Below are 16,879 nucleotides of genomic sequence, written 5' to 3'. Positions count from 1 at the left end.
TCAGTTATCGATTAGAAATTTTTCTTTGCTATTACTTAAGGTTTCGCGATGGTGCGGGGCATTCCAGCCGGATAGATCCGGACCTTTTGGAAGTATTTTCACATCCTCTTTATCTACGAAAATTGTAATTGAAACATGATAATGCTGTTTAATAGCGTCAAAGTCAGTTGTATCTCCGAATCCTGGAGTTTGGTACAAATCACGCACATATCCACCTAAATTCGGGAATTCTTTTATAAGGTTTCTATTTGTATGAAATGCAGTATAGTAAGCGACGTCGAAACGAACTAACGTAGAATACAGGCGTACATCAGAGTCTGTTATGTAATCTCCGAATAAGAACCGTTGAGTAGAGAGACGTTCTTCGAGTTCATCCAATCTAGCAAATAAACGGTCAAATGCTTCCTCGTAAACTTCTTGAGAAAGGGCAAAACCACATTTATACACCCCATTGTTGATGTCGTGAAAAATGACATCGTTTAAAGCATCAATTTCTCCACATAAATCCTTTGGATACAAGTTCGGTGCATTCTCTTTATGGAATGGTTTCCACTCTGTTTCAAAATAGTTGGTGAGTCTAAAATAATCATTATTTGCCACCTGTTGAGCCTTAAGATCCACCATCACAGGAACAGTTGGCCTACCCTTGTATTCTGAATCTGTCTTTTGATAGATTTCGCTCATATATTGGATGCCTAAGATAGGATCGACGCCACCTTCATCAAGAGAAAACTCCCAATCTACTTGTGTGGTTTTGGGGCGAAGTGGGCTTGCTGTGCCTAAACTAATAACATTATCTAGTCCAAGGATTTTTCGAACAATCACCGTTCGGTGGGCCCAAGGGCAAGCTGCGGTCCATAACAGACGATAGCGATTCGCCTCAACTGGAAGTTCGTTAGAATTGTTTCCGAAAGGAGTGATAAATCTATTAGTTTGTCGTTTGAAAGATCCGTCTGAAGAAATTTCATTTGCTTTCATCGGAACACTTTTTGTTGATCCTACTTGGTTATTTTGTTTCACTTTAATTCATCCCCTTAATAGTGAGCGGTTTGTATGTTATAAAAAGAAGCTTATAAGGTATTTTATTACTTTTGGGAGTTTTCAGTCAATTTATTCAGTGAAGTGCTTACTATATAAATTAAATATAGGGAAGTTATCTTTCCGAACGTGCATTCGTATTTCTGGCATGGTAAAATAGAGAAAAAGAGTGAATGATGAGGTAATATAATGAACTCTATTCGATTTATTCATGCAGCAGACTTACATTTAGATAGTCCGTTTAAAGGATTAAACTATCTACCACATGAGATTTTTCAACAGGTTAGAGCAAGTACATTTATCGCGCTTACTAACTTAGTGGATGTAGCGATAAAGAAAGAGGTTGATTTTCTGCTTCTTGCAGGGGATTTATTTGATTTGGAACAACGAAGCCTCCTAGCTCAAGCAAAACTAAGAGAGGAATTTCTTCGATTAGAAAAGGCAAACATTGCAGTTTACGTGATTCATGGTAATCATGATTTTCTAACTAAGGGTCATGAAAGCTTTCGGTATCCGAAAAATGTTCATATTTTTGGAGAAAATGTTGAGGTAAAACCCTTTGTGAAAAATGGGATTCACCTAGCAAATATTTATGGATTTAGTTATTATCAGCGTCATATCCTTCAAAATAAAACAAGTGAATATCAAAAAAGGGATCAAGTACCCTTTCATATTGGTCTTTTACATGGAAATTTATCTGGTAGAGAGGAGCATGACCCTTATGCACCTTTCACATTATCTGAGCTTTTAGAAAAGGATTTTCATTATTGGGCTCTTGGACACATTCATAAAAAGGAAATTTTATGCAGTAAGCCTCCAATTGTTTATCCGGGTAATATCCAAGGACGAAACAAAAAAGAAACAGAGGAGAAAGGTTGTTATCTAGTAGAGCTAAGTCATCGAGAAGCAACGTTGTCCTTTGTAGAAACTGCATCAATAATTTGGAGAAATATAGACCTTTCAATTGAGTCACTTCAGACAATGGATGAACTTATACAAGCTATAAAAGACATAATAGAAGAAACGAGAAAAACGTTTAAAAAATCTCTTATTCAATTAACCCTATCCGGAAGTGGTCCGCTTTATTCTCATCTTCTAGACGAAAGCCAACTAGAGGATATGCTTTTATATTTAAATAGTGGAGAAGCAGATAGTATATCTTTTCAGTATGTTTATTCATTTGCTAATAAAACTACACCCGATTATTCGAAAGCGGTTTTAAAAGAAAAATCATTTTATCAAGACTTTTATCAAGTAGTAGATCAAACGGATAATATCGATGTTTTTTTATCGTCTTTATTCAAACATTCAGAGGCAAGGCATTTCTTAGAGCCATTTAACCAAGAGGAAAAGAAAGCGATATTAGAAGAAGCCGAGCAGTGGTTGGTAACAAAATTTCTAGAGGGGGAAAAGGGGTGAGATAATTGAAAATAAAAGCATTAGAGATTTACGGATATGGGAAATTAGAAAATATAAAAATTGATTCCTTTTCCCCAGGAATTCAAGTGATCTATGGAAGAAATGAGGCTGGAAAATCCACGTTAATGGCATTTATTCACGCGATTCTGTTTGGCTTTCCAACTAAAAATCAAACAGAACTTAGATATGAACCGAAAAAAGGATTTAAATATGGTGGCAAGCTACATATAGAAACCCATGATAGGAGTACGCTAACAATAGAAAGAATAGCCGGAAAGGCAGTAGGAGATGTTAGCGTTTTAGACAAGGAAGGTAACGAATATCCTTTAGAACAGGTACTTGCAGGTTTAGATAAAAGTATCTATAAAGGTATCTTTTCCTTCAACATTATGGATATGCAAAACTTGAAGCTTATCGATGTGGAACAGTTAGGTGGATATTTATTTTCCTCTGGCCTAATCGGTACGGATAAGTTACAGCGAATTTCTGATCAGCTAGTAAAATCTTTAGATGAACAATTTAAACCAAGTGGAAGAAAGCCTATTATTAATAAATTGCTTACAGACCTTCGAGAAGAGGAGAAGGAAGTACAGAAATGGAAGCAAAAGCTAGAACACTATGAAACACTTCAGAAAGATATTCAGAAATCCGAAGAAAGGCTTCGCGTGATAGACATAGAAAAAGAGAAACTTTCCTTGGAACTTCGCCAGATTGAAGCAATGCTAGTTATGCAGCCTATTCAAGATCAATTAGTTCAAATTCAAGCAGAACTTACAACGTTAGGAGACTACCCACGCTTTCCGACAGATGGGATCGCTAGGCTTGAAAAACTGCTAACAGAACAGACTATCTACCATTCCAAACTAGAAAAGTTAGACCAAGATAAAGCTTTACTAGAAGGAAAAATAGAGAGAATAGAAATAAATAATGATTTATTAAGTTTGGAAGAACGAATAGAGGGCTTGTCAACAAATCTTCATAAGCATCAGCAAGCCACCGAGCAAATCGGACTTTTAGGAGCAGAAAAGCAACGGTGTATAAAGCAAATCCAAGTTTGGACCACTGAGTTATCATGGGATGGATATACGGAAAAACAAATAGTGGAAATTGATACAAGTCTCGCTGCGAGAGCTCAGTTAAAAGAGGTATTGCAAACACAGCAGAAACTATCTCTGCAGAAGCAGCGACTAGATGAGCATTTTCAACAAGCAAAAGACGACTTAGAACAACATGAAGAACAGATAACTTCCTTAGAAAAAGAACAACAACCTTCTGAGCTATTACAACGTGTGCGTAAGGAGATAAAAGAGCAATCCACAGATCAGTTAGAAAGAGAAATTACAATTCATGAGCAACTGCTGCTTCAGATGGATAAGCAATTAGCTCATCATCAGGCAGACTTAACAAATAGTATGAAGAAAAGAAAACTTGTAGCTGGGACGAGTGTAGTGATAGGTAGTGTTGGTTCTATAGGTTTATATATGCAAGATCTTTTATTATTTGCGCTTCTCTGCTTCTTTTTATCAGCTACAATTGGAGCCTTTCTTTTATTCTCTAATAATCAAAGTTCAATCCTAGCCCGCCTAGAACAAGAAAAAGCAGGCTTGAAAGTAAAACTAGCTAGTCTAAAAGAAAAGTTGTATGAATCACCATATAGAACTAATAAAGAAGCCAATCAACTTCTTCTGGCAAAAGAAGAGCAGATACAGCAACTTCTTCAAAAAGAACGACTTTTACTCGCTCAAAGTGAAAGAGCCTATGACAGAATAATTCGTCAGTATGAGGAGTGGGAGAAGGAACATTTTACGTTAGAAGAGAAAATAGTGGATTGGATGAAACTACGGCGTCTACAATCTATTCCAATCAGTCATTTGGAAGAGGCTTTTGATCGGGCTGTTCAAATTAAAAATGGAATTAGCGAAAAACTATCCTTAGTGGCAAAAATTCAAATGTATCAAGCTATCGTGGAGCAGTTTGAAATTGAGATTAATAAGCTGTTAGCTATTGTTAGTTTTTCCACGACATCAATAGAGGAAGCCTTTTATTATTTGAAAGGACAACTTCAAGAAAACAAAAAGCTACAGCATCTGAGAAATGAACTTGAACTAAAGATAATAGCAATAGACGAAGAAGCAAAATTATTGTCCATTCAGTGGAATGAAGTAAACAAGCAAGTTAATAGCTTAATGAAACAGGCACATGCATCTTCAGAAGAAGACTTTCGAGTGAAACATCAACTTTATCAGAAAGCAACTATATTAGAACAAAAACAAACTCTAGTAAATTCTCAACTCTTACAATTGGAGAAGTCTTTTGGGTTCCCATTAGTTAAGGGGAGAACCAATGCTATTTGGGAGAGGGATAAAGCAGAGCTTGAAAAAGAACTTACGGAGTTAAAAGAGGAAAAGTCACTCCTGTATCAATTGAAAACTAGAAATGTCGAAACGGTACGGTCATTAGAAGAAGAAGGCACCTATTCGGATGCTATACAGCAATTGGAGCTTTCGAAAGGCAAACTACAGGAATATGCACGAAAATGGGCCGTTCTTTCGACTGCACAACAGCTTCTTGCTAAAACAATGGACTTTTACCGCTCCGTAAAGCTTCCTGAAGTATTGGACAAAGCATCTCAATATTTTAGCTTTTTAACGAAAGAGGAATATGTTCAAGTTTATGATTCCAACTTAGAGACAAAACTAATGGTAAAGCATAAAAACGGATTAACATTTGAGCCAAAGGAGCTCAGCCAAGCAACGATAGAGCAACTTTATCTTGCATTACGATTTGCTGTTGCATCTGTCTGGAGTAAGCAACAACGTTTTCCATTTATGATGGATGATACCTTCGTTAACTTTGATCAAGAGAGGACGTATCAAGCAATAAGTCTAATGAGGAAGCTTACAGAAGAGGGAGAACAATTATTATTTTTTACTTGTCATAAGCATATGAAACATCTATTTGAAAAAGAAGGAAATGTAAGTGTGTATAATATGGAACATGCTCACGTTCCACATTCTGTTTGAGATGTTCGTACTAGTTTATAATTGATTTACGAAAAGACGAACGCTAAGCTTGTATAAACAAAAAAGGAAGTCGTTGAAAGGAATATGTAATGAAAGAAAGACTTGTATCAAGCAAAAAAGCACCATTATTACTATTAAGCTTTAATTTATTTATCGTCATGGTAGGGATAGGACTGGTTATTCCAATACTTCCCTTTTATATGGAGTTATTCGGTGCAAATGCCCGCATATTAGGATTGCTTGTTGCGGTTTTTGCCTTCATGCAGTTTTTATTTGCTCCAATATGGGGAAGACTTTCCGATAAAATTGGGAGAAAGCCTTTAATCACCATTGGTTTATTTGGATTTGCTGTTGCGGAGTTTGTTTTTGCCTTTGCCAATGGACTATGGATGTTATTTCTATCTAGAATACTTGCTGGTATTTTTGGCTCAGCATTAATGCCGACAGCTATGGCTTATGTTTCGGATGTGACAACTTCTGAAAAACGTGGCCAAGGGATGGGAATCCTCGGAGCAGCGATGGGGCTAGGAATCGTAGTTGGACCGGGAATAGGAGGATGGCTTGGGGAAATTAACTTAGCCATTCCGTTTATTGTAGCTGGTATTGCCGCAACACTTGCTGGAATTTTGTCTATACTTATTTTACCTGAATCTTATCCAAAGGAAAAAAGAGAACAAGATGTGCTTCTAGAAGCAGGGAAAAAACAAGACAACCAATTCGTTGTAATGGGAAAAGCATTAAAAAGTCCTGTAGGCTTTCTATTACTTTTAGTGTTTATAATGAGTTTTGGATTAGCCAATTTTCAATCTATCTTTGGCTACTACACGATGCAGCGTTATCACTATAACCCTAGTGATGTAGGATTGATTATTCTATTAGTAGGTGTAGTTGGTACTGTCGTACAAGGAGTCCTTGTAGGTAGGCTTACGAAGCGATTTGGGGAAGAACGAGTAGTAACGTGGGCCCTTTTAATAAGTGCGATAGGCTTTGTTCTAATGACTCTTGCAACTAACTTTATGTTGGTTCTTTTAACAACTAGCATCTTTTTCTTAGGGAACTCTCTATTACGACCATCTTTAAATTCTTTTATATCTAAGCTTGCTGGCACTAAACAAGGGCTTGTGATGGGGTTGAATAATTCGTTTTTAAGTTTAGGAAATGTAGTTGGTCCAATTCTTGCAGGAATTTTCTTTGAAATCAATATCCATATACCTTATTTATTTGGTTCTTTTGTGATGTTGTTTGGTTTAATTATGACAAAGATTTGGTTAGCAAGAAAACAAAGAACTGTAGCGGTAGAGTCATAATTCGATTTTGCTCTGGAGGTAAAAAAGCTTCATCCTAGGCAAGTCGTCTTATGCTTGTCGGAGCTGAACAAGCCACCTCCGCTTTTCTTATTGTCTAGCTGCGGTGGCTAGCTCCTCGAGTCATAAGCTGTGTTTGGTAAGAGGTCTAAGTGCATGACCTCTTACCAAACCCTTCTTATGCTTGTCGGAGCTGAACAAGCCACCTCCGCTTTTCTTTTTATGCTATACTATATTATATTTATCAAGTCTGGGGGAGTAGTACATGAAGAAGGGGATTCTCCACTTTGAGGTCGGCGAACAGGTGGATGTTCATTTATTAATAAAAAATGCAACAAAAGGGATTGCTAGTAACGGTAAACCTTTCTTAACGCTTATTTTTCAAGATAAAAGTGGTGAAATAGAAGCAAAGCTGTGGGACGCTTCAGCTGGGGATGAGGAGCTCTATAGCCCTCAAAGTATTGTACGAGTACTTGGGGATATCCATCATTATAGAGGACGTAACCAACTGAAAATACGTAAAATAAAGCCAAAGGAAGATCATGAAACAGTGACGGTTTCAGATCTTATTGAAACAGCACCGCTCGGACAAGAACAAATGATGGACAAAATAACTCAAGCAATCTTTGAGATGAAGAACCCGAACATTCAGCGGATTACCCGTCATCTTTTAAAGAAGCATCAGCAGGACTTTTTGCAGTATCCTGCCGCAACAAAAAATCATCATGAATTTGTTTCAGGCTTAGCTTATCATGTAGTTTCGATGCTAGATTTAGCGAAAGTGATTAGTACCCTATATCCAACATTAGATAAGGATCTATTATATGCTGGAGTCATTTTACATGATTTAGGAAAAGTAACGGAGCTTTCTGGACCTGTTTCTACTACATATACGATAGAAGGGAATCTTATTGGTCATATTTCCATTATGGTGAATGAGATTGGAAAAGCTGCCGATGAATTAGGCATTCAAGGCGAAGAAGTAATGGTTCTTCAACATCTAGTATTAAGTCATCATGGAAAGCTAGAGTGGGGAAGTCCCAAATTACCTCTAATAAAAGAAGCGGAAATCTTACATTATATTGATAATATTGACGCGAAAATGAATATGCTAGACCGTGCACTTGAACGAGTGAAGCCTGGTGACTATTCGGAAAGAATCTTTGCAATGGATAACCGCTCCTTCTATAAACCTACTTTTCATAACTAAGGGTAATAGGTTTACTCTTTCTTTCATATAAATATACTAGCAAGATTGGAAGGAGGAACTATAATGCCTTGGTGGATGTTACTTGTGGTGATTGGAATCTGCTTTAGTGCTTATATGACACTAAGAACAGCCAAAGAAGATAGAGAGGTAGAAACTGTCATCATTGAAAAAGAAGGACAAGTCTACATGGATAGAATTCAAGAGGAACGGGAAAAGAGAAAGCATATCTTTTCTAATAGTACAAACGCATAAAAAGCTGGAGCAAAATGCTCCAGCTTTTTATTATTCTTCTGTTGTTTCTTCTGCTTCTTCTTTAAAGGTATCTTTAAGGGTAGAATCTTTGACTTTTACTTTTGCGTTGTCTATTTGCTTTTTGACAGCAGCATCTACTGTTTCTTTTCCAACTTTAGAGCGGAGTAAATCATTTTCAACATCTGCACGAATTTCTTCTAGCGGTTGCTTTTCTTCTTTATCAGTCACTTTAATGATATGGAACCCATACATACTTTCCACAGGTTCGCTAATTTGATCTACTTCTAAACTAAAAGCAGCTTCTTCGAATTCAGGTAGCATTTTACCTGCACCAAACCAATCTAGATCGCCACCATTTGCAGCAGATCCGGTGTCTGTTGAATGCTCTTTGGCAAGTTCAGCAAAATCTGCACCTTCGTCAAGCTGTTTCTTAATGTCTTTTGCTGTTGACTCGTCAGCTACTAAGATGTGACTAGCACGGATTTGTGGCTTCATTGCATCATAATATTCTTGAACTTCTTCATCTGTAAGTTCGATATCAGCCATTGCTGCTTTTTCTTGTAGCATAGAAATACGCAATGTTTGCTTTAGTTGTTCCTCATCCTTAAATCCACTTTGCAAAAGTACCATGTCAAACTGTGGACCTAATTCTTGTTTTAATTCACTAACTCGTGCATCTAATTCTTCATCCGTTACTTCATACGTCTCACCTAGGACTTTTTCATACACTAACTCCCGTAGCACTACTTCCCCGAAGCGTTCTTTCATCGCATCATATAGTTCTGCTTGTGTAATATTTCCAGCAGTGGTTTCTACGACAACTTCAGAATTTTCTCCTTGCTCATTGTTACAGGCAGCAAGAGCTAAGATAGTTGTTGTAGCAGTAAAAGCAATCATCCATTTTTTCATTCTAACAACTCCCATATGTATTAAACGTACAAATTATACTATAGCATAATCTCCTAATATAAAGAAATTTCAACTCTGAGTAATGATGAAAGATAAGGAATTTGTCCTGGGTTTGGTTCTTACTATGTAAGAAGAACATTTCTAATTGGATTAGTCATGGCGCAGGCCTGTTTTCTTACGGTGACAAAATTAATCTCCTAAAGAAATGGGTTATCTGCTTTTTTCTTAAAAAAAATGGGTAAACGTCCAATCCATTTTTTTTAACCCACATATGATAAACAGAAACATGAAATACTTAGACTTATTTTAAAAGCCCTAAGATTTCATGTAAAAAACCTTAGAGGCAGGATAAACGCCTATGCCTCCTAAGAAATTGTTGCATAAGATATCGTAACAACTCAAAAAGGAGGTGTTACTAGATGGGTACTCCATATGCAGGTGGCTTCGCGTTAATCGTAGTATTGTTTATCTTGTTGGTAATCGTAGGTGCAGCTTGGTTAAACTAAATACATTTTATCCAAGTTCACCCGTCCGACCTTCAAGGGAAGGCTAACGGGCGTTAACACCCCGATTGGTTCAACTAAACCTAAAGTGGGGAATGAAAACCTCACTCAAGGAAGTTTCATTTTATAAAACAAAAGGAGGAAATAAGATGTCAGGTGGATATGCAGGTGGTTTCGCGTTAATCGTGGTACTATTCATTTTATTAGTAATCGTAGGTGCAGCTTGGTTATATTAATATAACCAACAGGGGTGGGGGAGAGATTCCTCGCCTTTTTTCTTAGAATAAAAAACGCCAGGTGAGTGTACATTTAACATGGACTATTACGGCCAATGCCAACGCTTTTGTTCTTAGAAATGAGAAAGTATATGAAAAAAAAGCACTGTTCCATAGATGGAACAGTGCTTTTTACATTCAATTACAATAATCCTAGCTAGAGCGTAGGCTAAGCAAGTAAGTCGCAAGCCAATTCAATAGTTACAGAGATTTTAATAAGATATCTACATAAGAAGAAATCAATAGAATAGTTATTAGTACATTGATGGTTCGGAAAACTTTAGGTTGTCGCTCCTCAGGAATTTCCTTTTGAACACATAATGCATTAGTTAACTTGTTTATGTAGAAGAGTATAAATACAGCCACCACGATAAATAAGATAGCCATATAAGATCCCTCCTTCTTGGCTTCCTGTTATAAGAAAATATTCTATTACTATACATACAACCTTACCAAAGATTTAAGAAAAAAGATACCTTGACAATTCAAAACTTTTACAAAAATATGAAGTAGTATCCTAAAGCACTGTTAGGACGCTATCTCATTCTCACTTATTACTAATATATCATAACCATCATTGTTTAGTTCTTCGATTTGGCATGAACGTGGTGCAGCTTGGATTTGTTTTACATAAAGTAAGTCTGGTATGCAAAGTCCAATGTTTAGAGCAGCTAGTATGGAAAAATAATGATAATAGTTAGGAAATATTGTCGCTAATAAAATCATGATAAATGTGATGAAAACGAAAGGTGTTAAAAAGACAATGTATGATTGGATTTTAGAAAATGGTTTTTGAATTTTAAGCGTAATTAAGGGGATTAACCCTATAATTTCCCATCGGAATTTCATTTCTTTTTTTGTTGCGAGTAAGGGTAATGCATGGAAAAGCTTATGCAATGGAAATATACTGGCTATTGCCAGGCAGAACCAACCGAAAAAGTGGGAAGAAACAGCCTCCCCTTGAAAAATAAGGCTAAAGGACAGAAAGAACAAGATAAATGAAAGTAAAGCGATAATAAATGAAATGAGAATGATGCGATGGATTCCATATTGTCTTGTAATATTAATGGATTTCCAGCAGTTCATGGTTAATTCACCTTCCAATTTTGCGAGTTAAAATTACTAAAATAATTTACGCCTTTTTTATGTGAAAATCAATAGGTGTCGCTAATTTATTTTTCAGAGACCTCTATCTAAATATTGGTACAAGGAGAATTATAGGGTAGAATAGGAATTGCAGAAGCAGTTGTACCAAAGGTAAAAAGAAAAAACTTAATTAATTAGCAGAAGGAAGACGAAAATGAGTAATTTAGAAGAAAGAATGGCTAAACTGGAATATCATATGGAGTTATTATTAAAACAAGTAAGGGTAGATCAGTATCCTTTTGACATTTTGGTTATACGAGGAAAATTGAGTAGGGATAATGTTACATATCTACTAAAACTATGTGAAGAATTGAGCATAGAGATGAAAAAGCAAAAAGCGGAAGGATTTGTTACCTTCACTCCGCTTCTTACTAAATATAAACAACTTCTACATCCCAACTTACCTTTAGAAGAAACAATTCAGGCAATGTATGAGCAAGGGATGTTCGAGCCCCTTATGTTAGAATTTTTAAAGCTTATTAAGAAGAAGTAACGCTTTCATTTTGTTCTACGGGCTCGTGAACCTTCTTGGAAAGTTTACCATCGATTTCAACAAAATCTTCTTCTATATTATTAAAAGATCTTTCAAAAATCTTCATGAAATCCTCGCCATATACATTACGAATGACACACATGATATCCAATAGCTCTGGGAATTTTCCGTATAAATCATGCATTGGAAGTGCCCCACTAAATACGGAATTTTTACTAGGATCATAACTTTCCATTAAATCTAGTAAGATTTTTTCCCCTTTTTCCGTTAATTCAATATAAGTGTTCCGTTTGTCATTTTCTTTTTTTGAGAACTGTAATAATTCACGTTCTTCAAGTTTTTTAGAGAAGTTAAAGGCGGTTGAGACATGCATTACTCCAAACTTAGCAATCTCTGAAATACTAGCCCCTTTTAAATGATAGGCAATCCAGAGAATATGATGTTCGTTAATATTTAAATCATAGGGTTTAATCCATTGCTGCCAGTCCTTCTCAATTGTTTTCCATAGAGCTTTACTTAACTGGGCGACACGTTGGCTAAAAAGCATTGCTTCTTTTAATGAATACTGACCATTCTGTGTATTCACGAACTCACCTACTTTTTTCTAATATATTACTATCTATTATGACAATAAAATAAAAATTAATAAAGGTCAAAATTTACAAAAAATTAAAATTTTTATTTCACTCTGTATTTTTCACTAAGCTTTTTTCCAATTTTTCCAATTCTTGTTCTACTAATGCAATATTTTGTTGAATAGTGTCTTTATGTGGTTGGATTGAATTTTGCCATAATTCAACGGAGGTTTTGAGATCATTAGATAGACTAGTGACCACAGTTTTACTCTCCTCAACCGCTTGTGAAACTTGATTTTTTATCCCTAACGCTTCTTCTTTCAATTCATTTAAACTTACTTGAATTTGTTGCTTTGTACTTTTAACTCTTGTACGCATTCGTTCTCCAGAAGAAGGAGTGGATAGTAATGTAGCTATTCCTGCAACTGTGCTTCCAATCAAAATTCCATATATGAATGATTTGCCATTCATTGTTATCACCTCGTATTAAAATTATGTAAGTATAGTTCAATACCCTAAGATTATTATATAATTCAACATTTATGAAAAAATTCCTCTATTTATTATTTACTTATGTGGAAGAAATTATTAATTAGTAAAGAAATATGTTGAAATGGATTCTATTAAATAGAGAAAGACATGTTCATAAGAAAGTGTTTCCATGCATAAATATGGAGAAAGGGGGGCGGTAGTATGGCAGGCGTATTAATTATGATAAGTATTTTGCTTTTATTTGGAGGCGGGAACTATTTTCTCGCTTCTCAGAGAGCAGGAGTTTATCCACCCAAAAAAGTGTTGCAGCAAAAAGCCCTCGTTATTGGTGGAGCAGGTGTCGCTACACTTTTGTTAGGGGTGCTTGTATTTACCATCACATAACTCAAAATTTAAAGGGATGGATCCAATTAGGATCCATCCCTTGTTTAAGTTAAGCTGATGCTGAAATTCTTGATCGTTTTGCAATCGAGGTTACGATTGGATAGATGATTATCATAAGTGCAGTGTTTAGGGCTATGGCCGGCAATACTGCTGTGATAAAGAAAAAGGAAAATGCTTCACCACCAGGTAAACCAACAAACATCAAGGCAGTCGTTAAAAAGATAGCTCCTGAGATTGCTGTTCCGATTGCAGTAAGTAATCCCGCTTTTACTAATGGTTTATTTACCTTTTTCAATGCTAATAGCATGAAAAAGAATAAAAATGCGGAAATAGGTTTGTCAATAATGTTTGGTATTTGTCCACCTGGAAATCCAGTGGTTAAAGCAGAAATCAAGCCTGTTGTAATCCCAATCAATAAAACGTTTTTCTTTTCAGGAAATAAAATAATTCCTAGGAACATCATCGTTAATCCGATATCTGGTTTCATTCCAAGGATAAATGGAGGAACTATCGTATGAAGTACCGCACCTATTCCTACCAATAAAGCTAATGACACTAAAGTTTTTGTTTTCATTACTCAACTCTCCTCATCTCTACTACTCTTTTTTTTGATAATCCCATTAGTACACTCATTGTCTAATGCAGATTATAAATGCTATTATACAAATCTTTTCGCTCTTTGAGAAGAGAAAAATAGTGATTTACATAAAATTGGTACGGAATTGTTCCATGAATTTTGCCAATTCTTTGCAATCCTCTATTGGTACGGCATTATAAATGGAAGCTCGGCAACCGCCTATTAAGCGATGTCCAGCAAGTCCCACAAAGCCATGTTCTTTTGCCTGTTGTAAGAAGGTAGTCGTTAATTCTTCAGTAGGTAAGGTGAACGTTACATTCATATAAGAACGACTATCTTTTCGAGCAGGGCCGTGGTAAAAGCCATTACTAGAGTCAATTACATGGTATAGTGTGTTTGCTTTTTCACCGTTTATTTGTTCTATTTTTGTGATACCTCCTTGTTTCTCTACCCAATCTAATACTAATGACAGCATATAGATGGAAAATGTAGGAGGGGTATTATAGAGTGAGTTGTTTTTTGCGTATGTCTGATAGTTGAGCATAGTAGGAAGATTAGTTGAGCATTGTTCTAGCAAGTCTTTTTTGATGATCACTACCGTGACGCCAGATGGTCCGAGGTTTTTCTGCGCACCTGCATAGATAAGAGAATAGTCTTCTATACGAATCTGCTTGCTGAGAATATCACTAGACATATCTGCTATCAAAGGAATGGAAGAGGGGATCGAAGGTGTGGATTTCCATTGGGTACCAAAGATAGTATTATTACTCGTAATATGTAGATAAGCAGGATTGTCAGAAAGGTTTAAAGAATTAGGAATATGAGTATAGTTCTGTTCTTTCGAAGTAGCTGCAATATGTGTATTACCAACTCTTTTTGCTTCTTTCAAAGCTTTCTCTGACCAAGAACCTGTTAAGCAATAATTTGCTGTCTGGTCGCTTGGAAGAAAGTTTAAAGGTACAGCAGAAAACTGCAGACTTGCGCCACCTTGCATATAGAGAACTTCATAATTCTCTGGTATGTTCATTAGTTTTTTCAGAAGTTCTGTTGCGTTATGTTGAATCTGCTCGTAATGAGGACTTCTATGGCTTAATTCCATTACAGAAAGACCTGTTTCTTGATAGTTTAGTAACTCACTCTGTGCTTTTTGTAAAACTTCTTTAGGAAGTGCTGCTGGACCGGCATTAAAATTATATACCTTTTTCATTTATTGACTCTCCTCCAATGCTTTCTATGAAAATATTATTATATATCCTACCATGAATCGTGTGAGAATACATAAAATATTTAGAAAATAAAAAGTGGTACTGTGGTGTTGTGTATTCGAAAAAACAAATCGTGTAGTTGTTTGAAAACGGGTGATTTGCCAATTGGGATATATGAAGGAGATTTTAGAGGAGAAATAAAAAATAGTGCCATCCAAAATTAAAATGAATGAGCACTTATCGTTATTCTCTATTATGAGAGTTTACTGATTTTCGGAGTTATCACTACTATTGTTAGTGGTTTTTGTCTCCGTGCGGTTTTTTACGCCTTTGCTTTTATAGGGTTTGGTTTTTGCCTTGTTGGCACTTGTCTGCCAACGATTCCATCCTTTTTTTCCAGTTCCTCGGCCAGTTCCGCCGCCTTTACTTTTTGCTTTACTCATAAAATCAACTCCATTTTTCTTGTTCCTTTAGACATCTGTTATGGGTTAGTTATTTATTTGGAAAACCGACTTTATAAAATGTTACCCTGAAGATAAGTAGGATGCATGTTGAACTCCCTGTTGATCTCCGTTGCAGGTGTTCGCTTTCCGCGGGCGGTCCGGGAGGCTCCTCGTCGCTGTCGCTCCTGCGGGGTCTCCCGAAACACGCTTCTCCCGCAGGAGTCTCACACCTTCCACTTCAATCAACAGGGGAGACGGGGAAACTTAACATTCCGCTTTTTCATTTTTATTATCCATGGTGCAACAGTAAGCGTTAACGCAGGTTATAAGGTGGTTTATTGTTAGGTGTTTAATACTTACTCCATTTAAATATTCTAAAAGTCCGATATAACTCTATCTAAAGGGGGAATTATTTTGTTCACCAGATTTAAATAGAGCATTATCAACCATAACATATTTTTCTCTTTAAGATACAAAAAGCAGTGAGATTCCATAATTTCTGAAATCCACTGCTGAATTTGTAGCGCACTTGGGTATTTCTTAATTTAATCCTTTGTTGACTCTATTCCAGCAGCAATTTTTGATGAGATTTCTTGTAGGTCAGCTGATGTATATTCGCTTTGGTTTGACTTCCAAACTGCACCAAAGCCGTCGCCTTTTCCGTAGCGCGGAATGATATGAATGTGATAATGGAAGACGGATTGTCCAGCATCTTCACCGTTGTTATTAAGAAGATTTAAACCTATTGGATGGAATTGGTTCTGAATCGATTTGGCGATTTTTGGTACTGCTTTAAAAAGGTTTGCTGCAATATCTGGCGTAAGTTCGTAGATATCTTTTTTATGTACTTTTGGGATAACGAGAGTGTGACCTTTTGTTACTTGGCTTATATCCAAAAAAGCTAATACATGTTCATCTTCATATACTTTGGCACCGGGGATATCTCCCTCTATAATTTTACAGAAAATACAATCTTGCATCCTTCTCACCTCTTTATTTTTTATCTATTTTACCATGTTTTGGACGAGGAAGCATAATGTGATTGGCTGGATGTGGAAATTAAAAAGCAGAAGCGGAGAGCTTCTGCTTTAAAGAAAGGGAAGGAGGGCAACAAGCTTCTCTATCTGAATTAGGAGAAGCCTTTAAACAACATTTTTAGCTTACAAATAACTGTGTTTGATAAACACCTCATTTGATTTTTTAAAAATGTGTCTAATTATCAGCTATCCTGTTCAAAACAACCATCCCCTTGTTACTTAGTTTTTTAGACATTAGTAACTTGGATTTCGACTAAAGAGTCTTTGACGAACACCTCATTTTCAAAATGAATACTCACGGTTAATACTTTAAGAATAAAGAGTCGCCCGTAAACACCTCATTTTAAATGATCAGCAGGAGTTCAGTCCATGATGATCGAGTTGTTGTAGCCGGTTAAGTCCCACAACGACGAGAGAAAATTAATGTAACTTCTGCGATTTCAGCAAAACTGTCTTGGACAGCCACCTCATTCTCAAAAAGTTAACCTTAAAGGCTTGTTTCTTGCCCTCCGTTCCCCTTCCTTCCTTATCATGCACACTTACGTTAAAATTATGTTATTGTTAAAAAAAAAATTAAAAATAATTTTTAGGGGC

At 36.2% G+C, this 16,879-nt stretch carries 19 protein-coding genes; 9 read left to right on the top strand and 10 right to left on the bottom strand.

Annotated features, from left to right (window positions below):
• On the bottom strand, nucleotides 1–1,020 hold the full coding sequence (locus BK580_RS17370) for a glutathione S-transferase family protein (protein ID WP_408055248.1): 1,020 nt from the start codon (nucleotides 1,018–1,020) through the stop codon (nucleotides 1–3).
• Nucleotides 1,021–1,227: 207 nt separating this feature from the next.
• Between BK580_RS17370 and BK580_RS17365 the strand changes: the two genes are divergently transcribed.
• The 5 genes from BK580_RS17365 (at nucleotide 1,228) to BK580_RS17345 (ending at nucleotide 8,246) form a co-directional block, all read left to right on the top strand.
• Nucleotides 1,228–2,457, top strand: a complete 1,230-nt coding sequence (locus BK580_RS17365) for a metallophosphoesterase family protein (protein ID WP_078381564.1) — start codon at nucleotides 1,228–1,230, stop codon at nucleotides 2,455–2,457.
• Between the two features lie 5 nt (nucleotides 2,458–2,462).
• The gene (locus BK580_RS17360) at nucleotides 2,463–5,480 is read left to right on the top strand and encodes an ATP-binding protein (RefSeq protein WP_078381563.1); all 3,018 of its coding nucleotides are present in this window, start codon (nucleotides 2,463–2,465) and stop codon (nucleotides 5,478–5,480) included.
• An 89-nt stretch (nucleotides 5,481–5,569) separates the two neighbouring features.
• Nucleotides 5,570–6,787, top strand: coding sequence for an MFS transporter (locus BK580_RS17355; RefSeq protein WP_078381562.1), 1,218 nt, complete (start codon nucleotides 5,570–5,572; stop codon nucleotides 6,785–6,787).
• Between the two features lie 262 nt (nucleotides 6,788–7,049).
• The gene (gene yhaM / locus BK580_RS17350; RefSeq protein ID WP_078381561.1) at nucleotides 7,050–7,994 is read left to right on the top strand and encodes a 3'-5' exoribonuclease YhaM; all 945 of its coding nucleotides are present in this window, start codon (nucleotides 7,050–7,052) and stop codon (nucleotides 7,992–7,994) included.
• 63 nt (nucleotides 7,995–8,057) lie between these two features.
• Complete coding sequence (locus tag BK580_RS17345; RefSeq protein ID WP_078381560.1) at nucleotides 8,058–8,246, top strand: sporulation YhaL family protein; 189 nt, start codon at nucleotides 8,058–8,060, stop codon at nucleotides 8,244–8,246.
• A 30-nt stretch (nucleotides 8,247–8,276) separates the two neighbouring features.
• Here the strand turns inward: BK580_RS17345 and BK580_RS17340 are convergent, their stop codons facing one another.
• Nucleotides 8,277–9,155, bottom strand: coding sequence for a peptidylprolyl isomerase (locus tag BK580_RS17340; protein ID WP_078381559.1), 879 nt, complete (start codon nucleotides 9,153–9,155; stop codon nucleotides 8,277–8,279).
• Nucleotides 9,156–9,574: 419 nt separating this feature from the next.
• Here BK580_RS17340 and BK580_RS17335 point away from each other — a divergent pair, with 419 nt between their 5' ends.
• Both BK580_RS17335 and BK580_RS17330 read left to right on the top strand, forming a co-directional pair.
• On the top strand, nucleotides 9,575–9,661 hold the full coding sequence (locus BK580_RS17335; protein ID WP_078381558.1) for a YjcZ family sporulation protein: 87 nt from the start codon (nucleotides 9,575–9,577) through the stop codon (nucleotides 9,659–9,661).
• A gap of 146 nt (nucleotides 9,662–9,807) precedes the next feature.
• Nucleotides 9,808–9,894, top strand: a complete 87-nt coding sequence (locus tag BK580_RS17330; RefSeq protein ID WP_078381557.1) for a YjcZ family sporulation protein — start codon at nucleotides 9,808–9,810, stop codon at nucleotides 9,892–9,894.
• A 240-nt stretch (nucleotides 9,895–10,134) separates the two neighbouring features.
• Here the strand turns inward: BK580_RS17330 and BK580_RS23945 are convergent, their stop codons facing one another.
• The gene (locus BK580_RS23945) at nucleotides 10,135–10,320 is read right to left on the bottom strand and encodes a hypothetical protein (protein ID WP_078381556.1); all 186 of its coding nucleotides are present in this window, start codon (nucleotides 10,318–10,320) and stop codon (nucleotides 10,135–10,137) included.
• Nucleotides 10,321–10,461: 141 nt separating this feature from the next.
• Nucleotides 10,462–11,019 (bottom strand): DUF3267 domain-containing protein, encoded by a 558-nt coding sequence (locus tag BK580_RS17320; RefSeq protein ID WP_078381555.1) that lies wholly within the window; start codon nucleotides 11,017–11,019, stop codon nucleotides 10,462–10,464.
• Nucleotides 11,020–11,233: 214 nt separating this feature from the next.
• On the opposite strand from BK580_RS17320, the gene BK580_RS17315 reads away from it, so the two are divergent.
• Nucleotides 11,234–11,572 (top strand): DUF1878 family protein, encoded by a 339-nt coding sequence (locus BK580_RS17315; protein WP_078381554.1) that lies wholly within the window; start codon nucleotides 11,234–11,236, stop codon nucleotides 11,570–11,572.
• Here BK580_RS17315 and BK580_RS17310 read toward each other — a convergent pair.
• On the bottom strand, nucleotides 11,559–12,158 hold the full coding sequence (locus BK580_RS17310; protein ID WP_078381553.1) for an HTH-type transcriptional regulator Hpr: 600 nt from the start codon (nucleotides 12,156–12,158) through the stop codon (nucleotides 11,559–11,561). The genes BK580_RS17315 and BK580_RS17310 overlap by 14 nt on opposite strands.
• A 97-nt stretch (nucleotides 12,159–12,255) precedes the next feature.
• On the bottom strand, nucleotides 12,256–12,618 hold the full coding sequence (locus BK580_RS17305) for a YtxH domain-containing protein (protein WP_078381552.1): 363 nt from the start codon (nucleotides 12,616–12,618) through the stop codon (nucleotides 12,256–12,258).
• A 222-nt stretch (nucleotides 12,619–12,840) separates the two neighbouring features.
• Here BK580_RS17305 and BK580_RS17300 point away from each other — a divergent pair, with 222 nt between their 5' ends.
• Nucleotides 12,841–13,023, top strand: a complete 183-nt coding sequence (locus tag BK580_RS17300) for a membrane protein YhzF (RefSeq protein ID WP_078381551.1) — start codon at nucleotides 12,841–12,843, stop codon at nucleotides 13,021–13,023.
• A gap of 49 nt (nucleotides 13,024–13,072) precedes the next feature.
• On the opposite strand, the gene BK580_RS17295 is transcribed toward BK580_RS17300, so the two are convergent.
• The 4 genes from BK580_RS17295 to BK580_RS17280 form a co-directional block, all read right to left on the bottom strand.
• The gene (locus BK580_RS17295) at nucleotides 13,073–13,597 is read right to left on the bottom strand and encodes a tryptophan transporter (protein WP_078381550.1); all 525 of its coding nucleotides are present in this window, start codon (nucleotides 13,595–13,597) and stop codon (nucleotides 13,073–13,075) included.
• Nucleotides 13,598–13,724: 127 nt separating this feature from the next.
• Nucleotides 13,725–14,807, bottom strand: a complete 1,083-nt coding sequence (gene serC, locus BK580_RS17290) for a 3-phosphoserine/phosphohydroxythreonine transaminase (RefSeq protein ID WP_078381549.1) — start codon at nucleotides 14,805–14,807, stop codon at nucleotides 13,725–13,727.
• 261 nt (nucleotides 14,808–15,068) lie between these two features.
• Nucleotides 15,069–15,248, bottom strand: coding sequence for a DUF3934 family protein (locus BK580_RS17285; RefSeq protein ID WP_078381548.1), 180 nt, complete (start codon nucleotides 15,246–15,248; stop codon nucleotides 15,069–15,071).
• 545 nt (nucleotides 15,249–15,793) lie between these two features.
• On the bottom strand, nucleotides 15,794–16,228 hold the full coding sequence (locus BK580_RS17280) for an HIT family protein (protein ID WP_078381547.1): 435 nt from the start codon (nucleotides 16,226–16,228) through the stop codon (nucleotides 15,794–15,796).
• Between the last annotated feature and the right edge of the window lie 651 nt (nucleotides 16,229–16,879).

It is taken from the genome of Sutcliffiella halmapala (assembly GCF_002019665.1).
Classification (GTDB): Bacteria; Bacillota; Bacilli; order Bacillales; family Bacillaceae_I; genus Sutcliffiella_A; species Sutcliffiella_A halmapala.
This window is presented reverse-complemented; position numbering and strand designations above follow the sequence as displayed.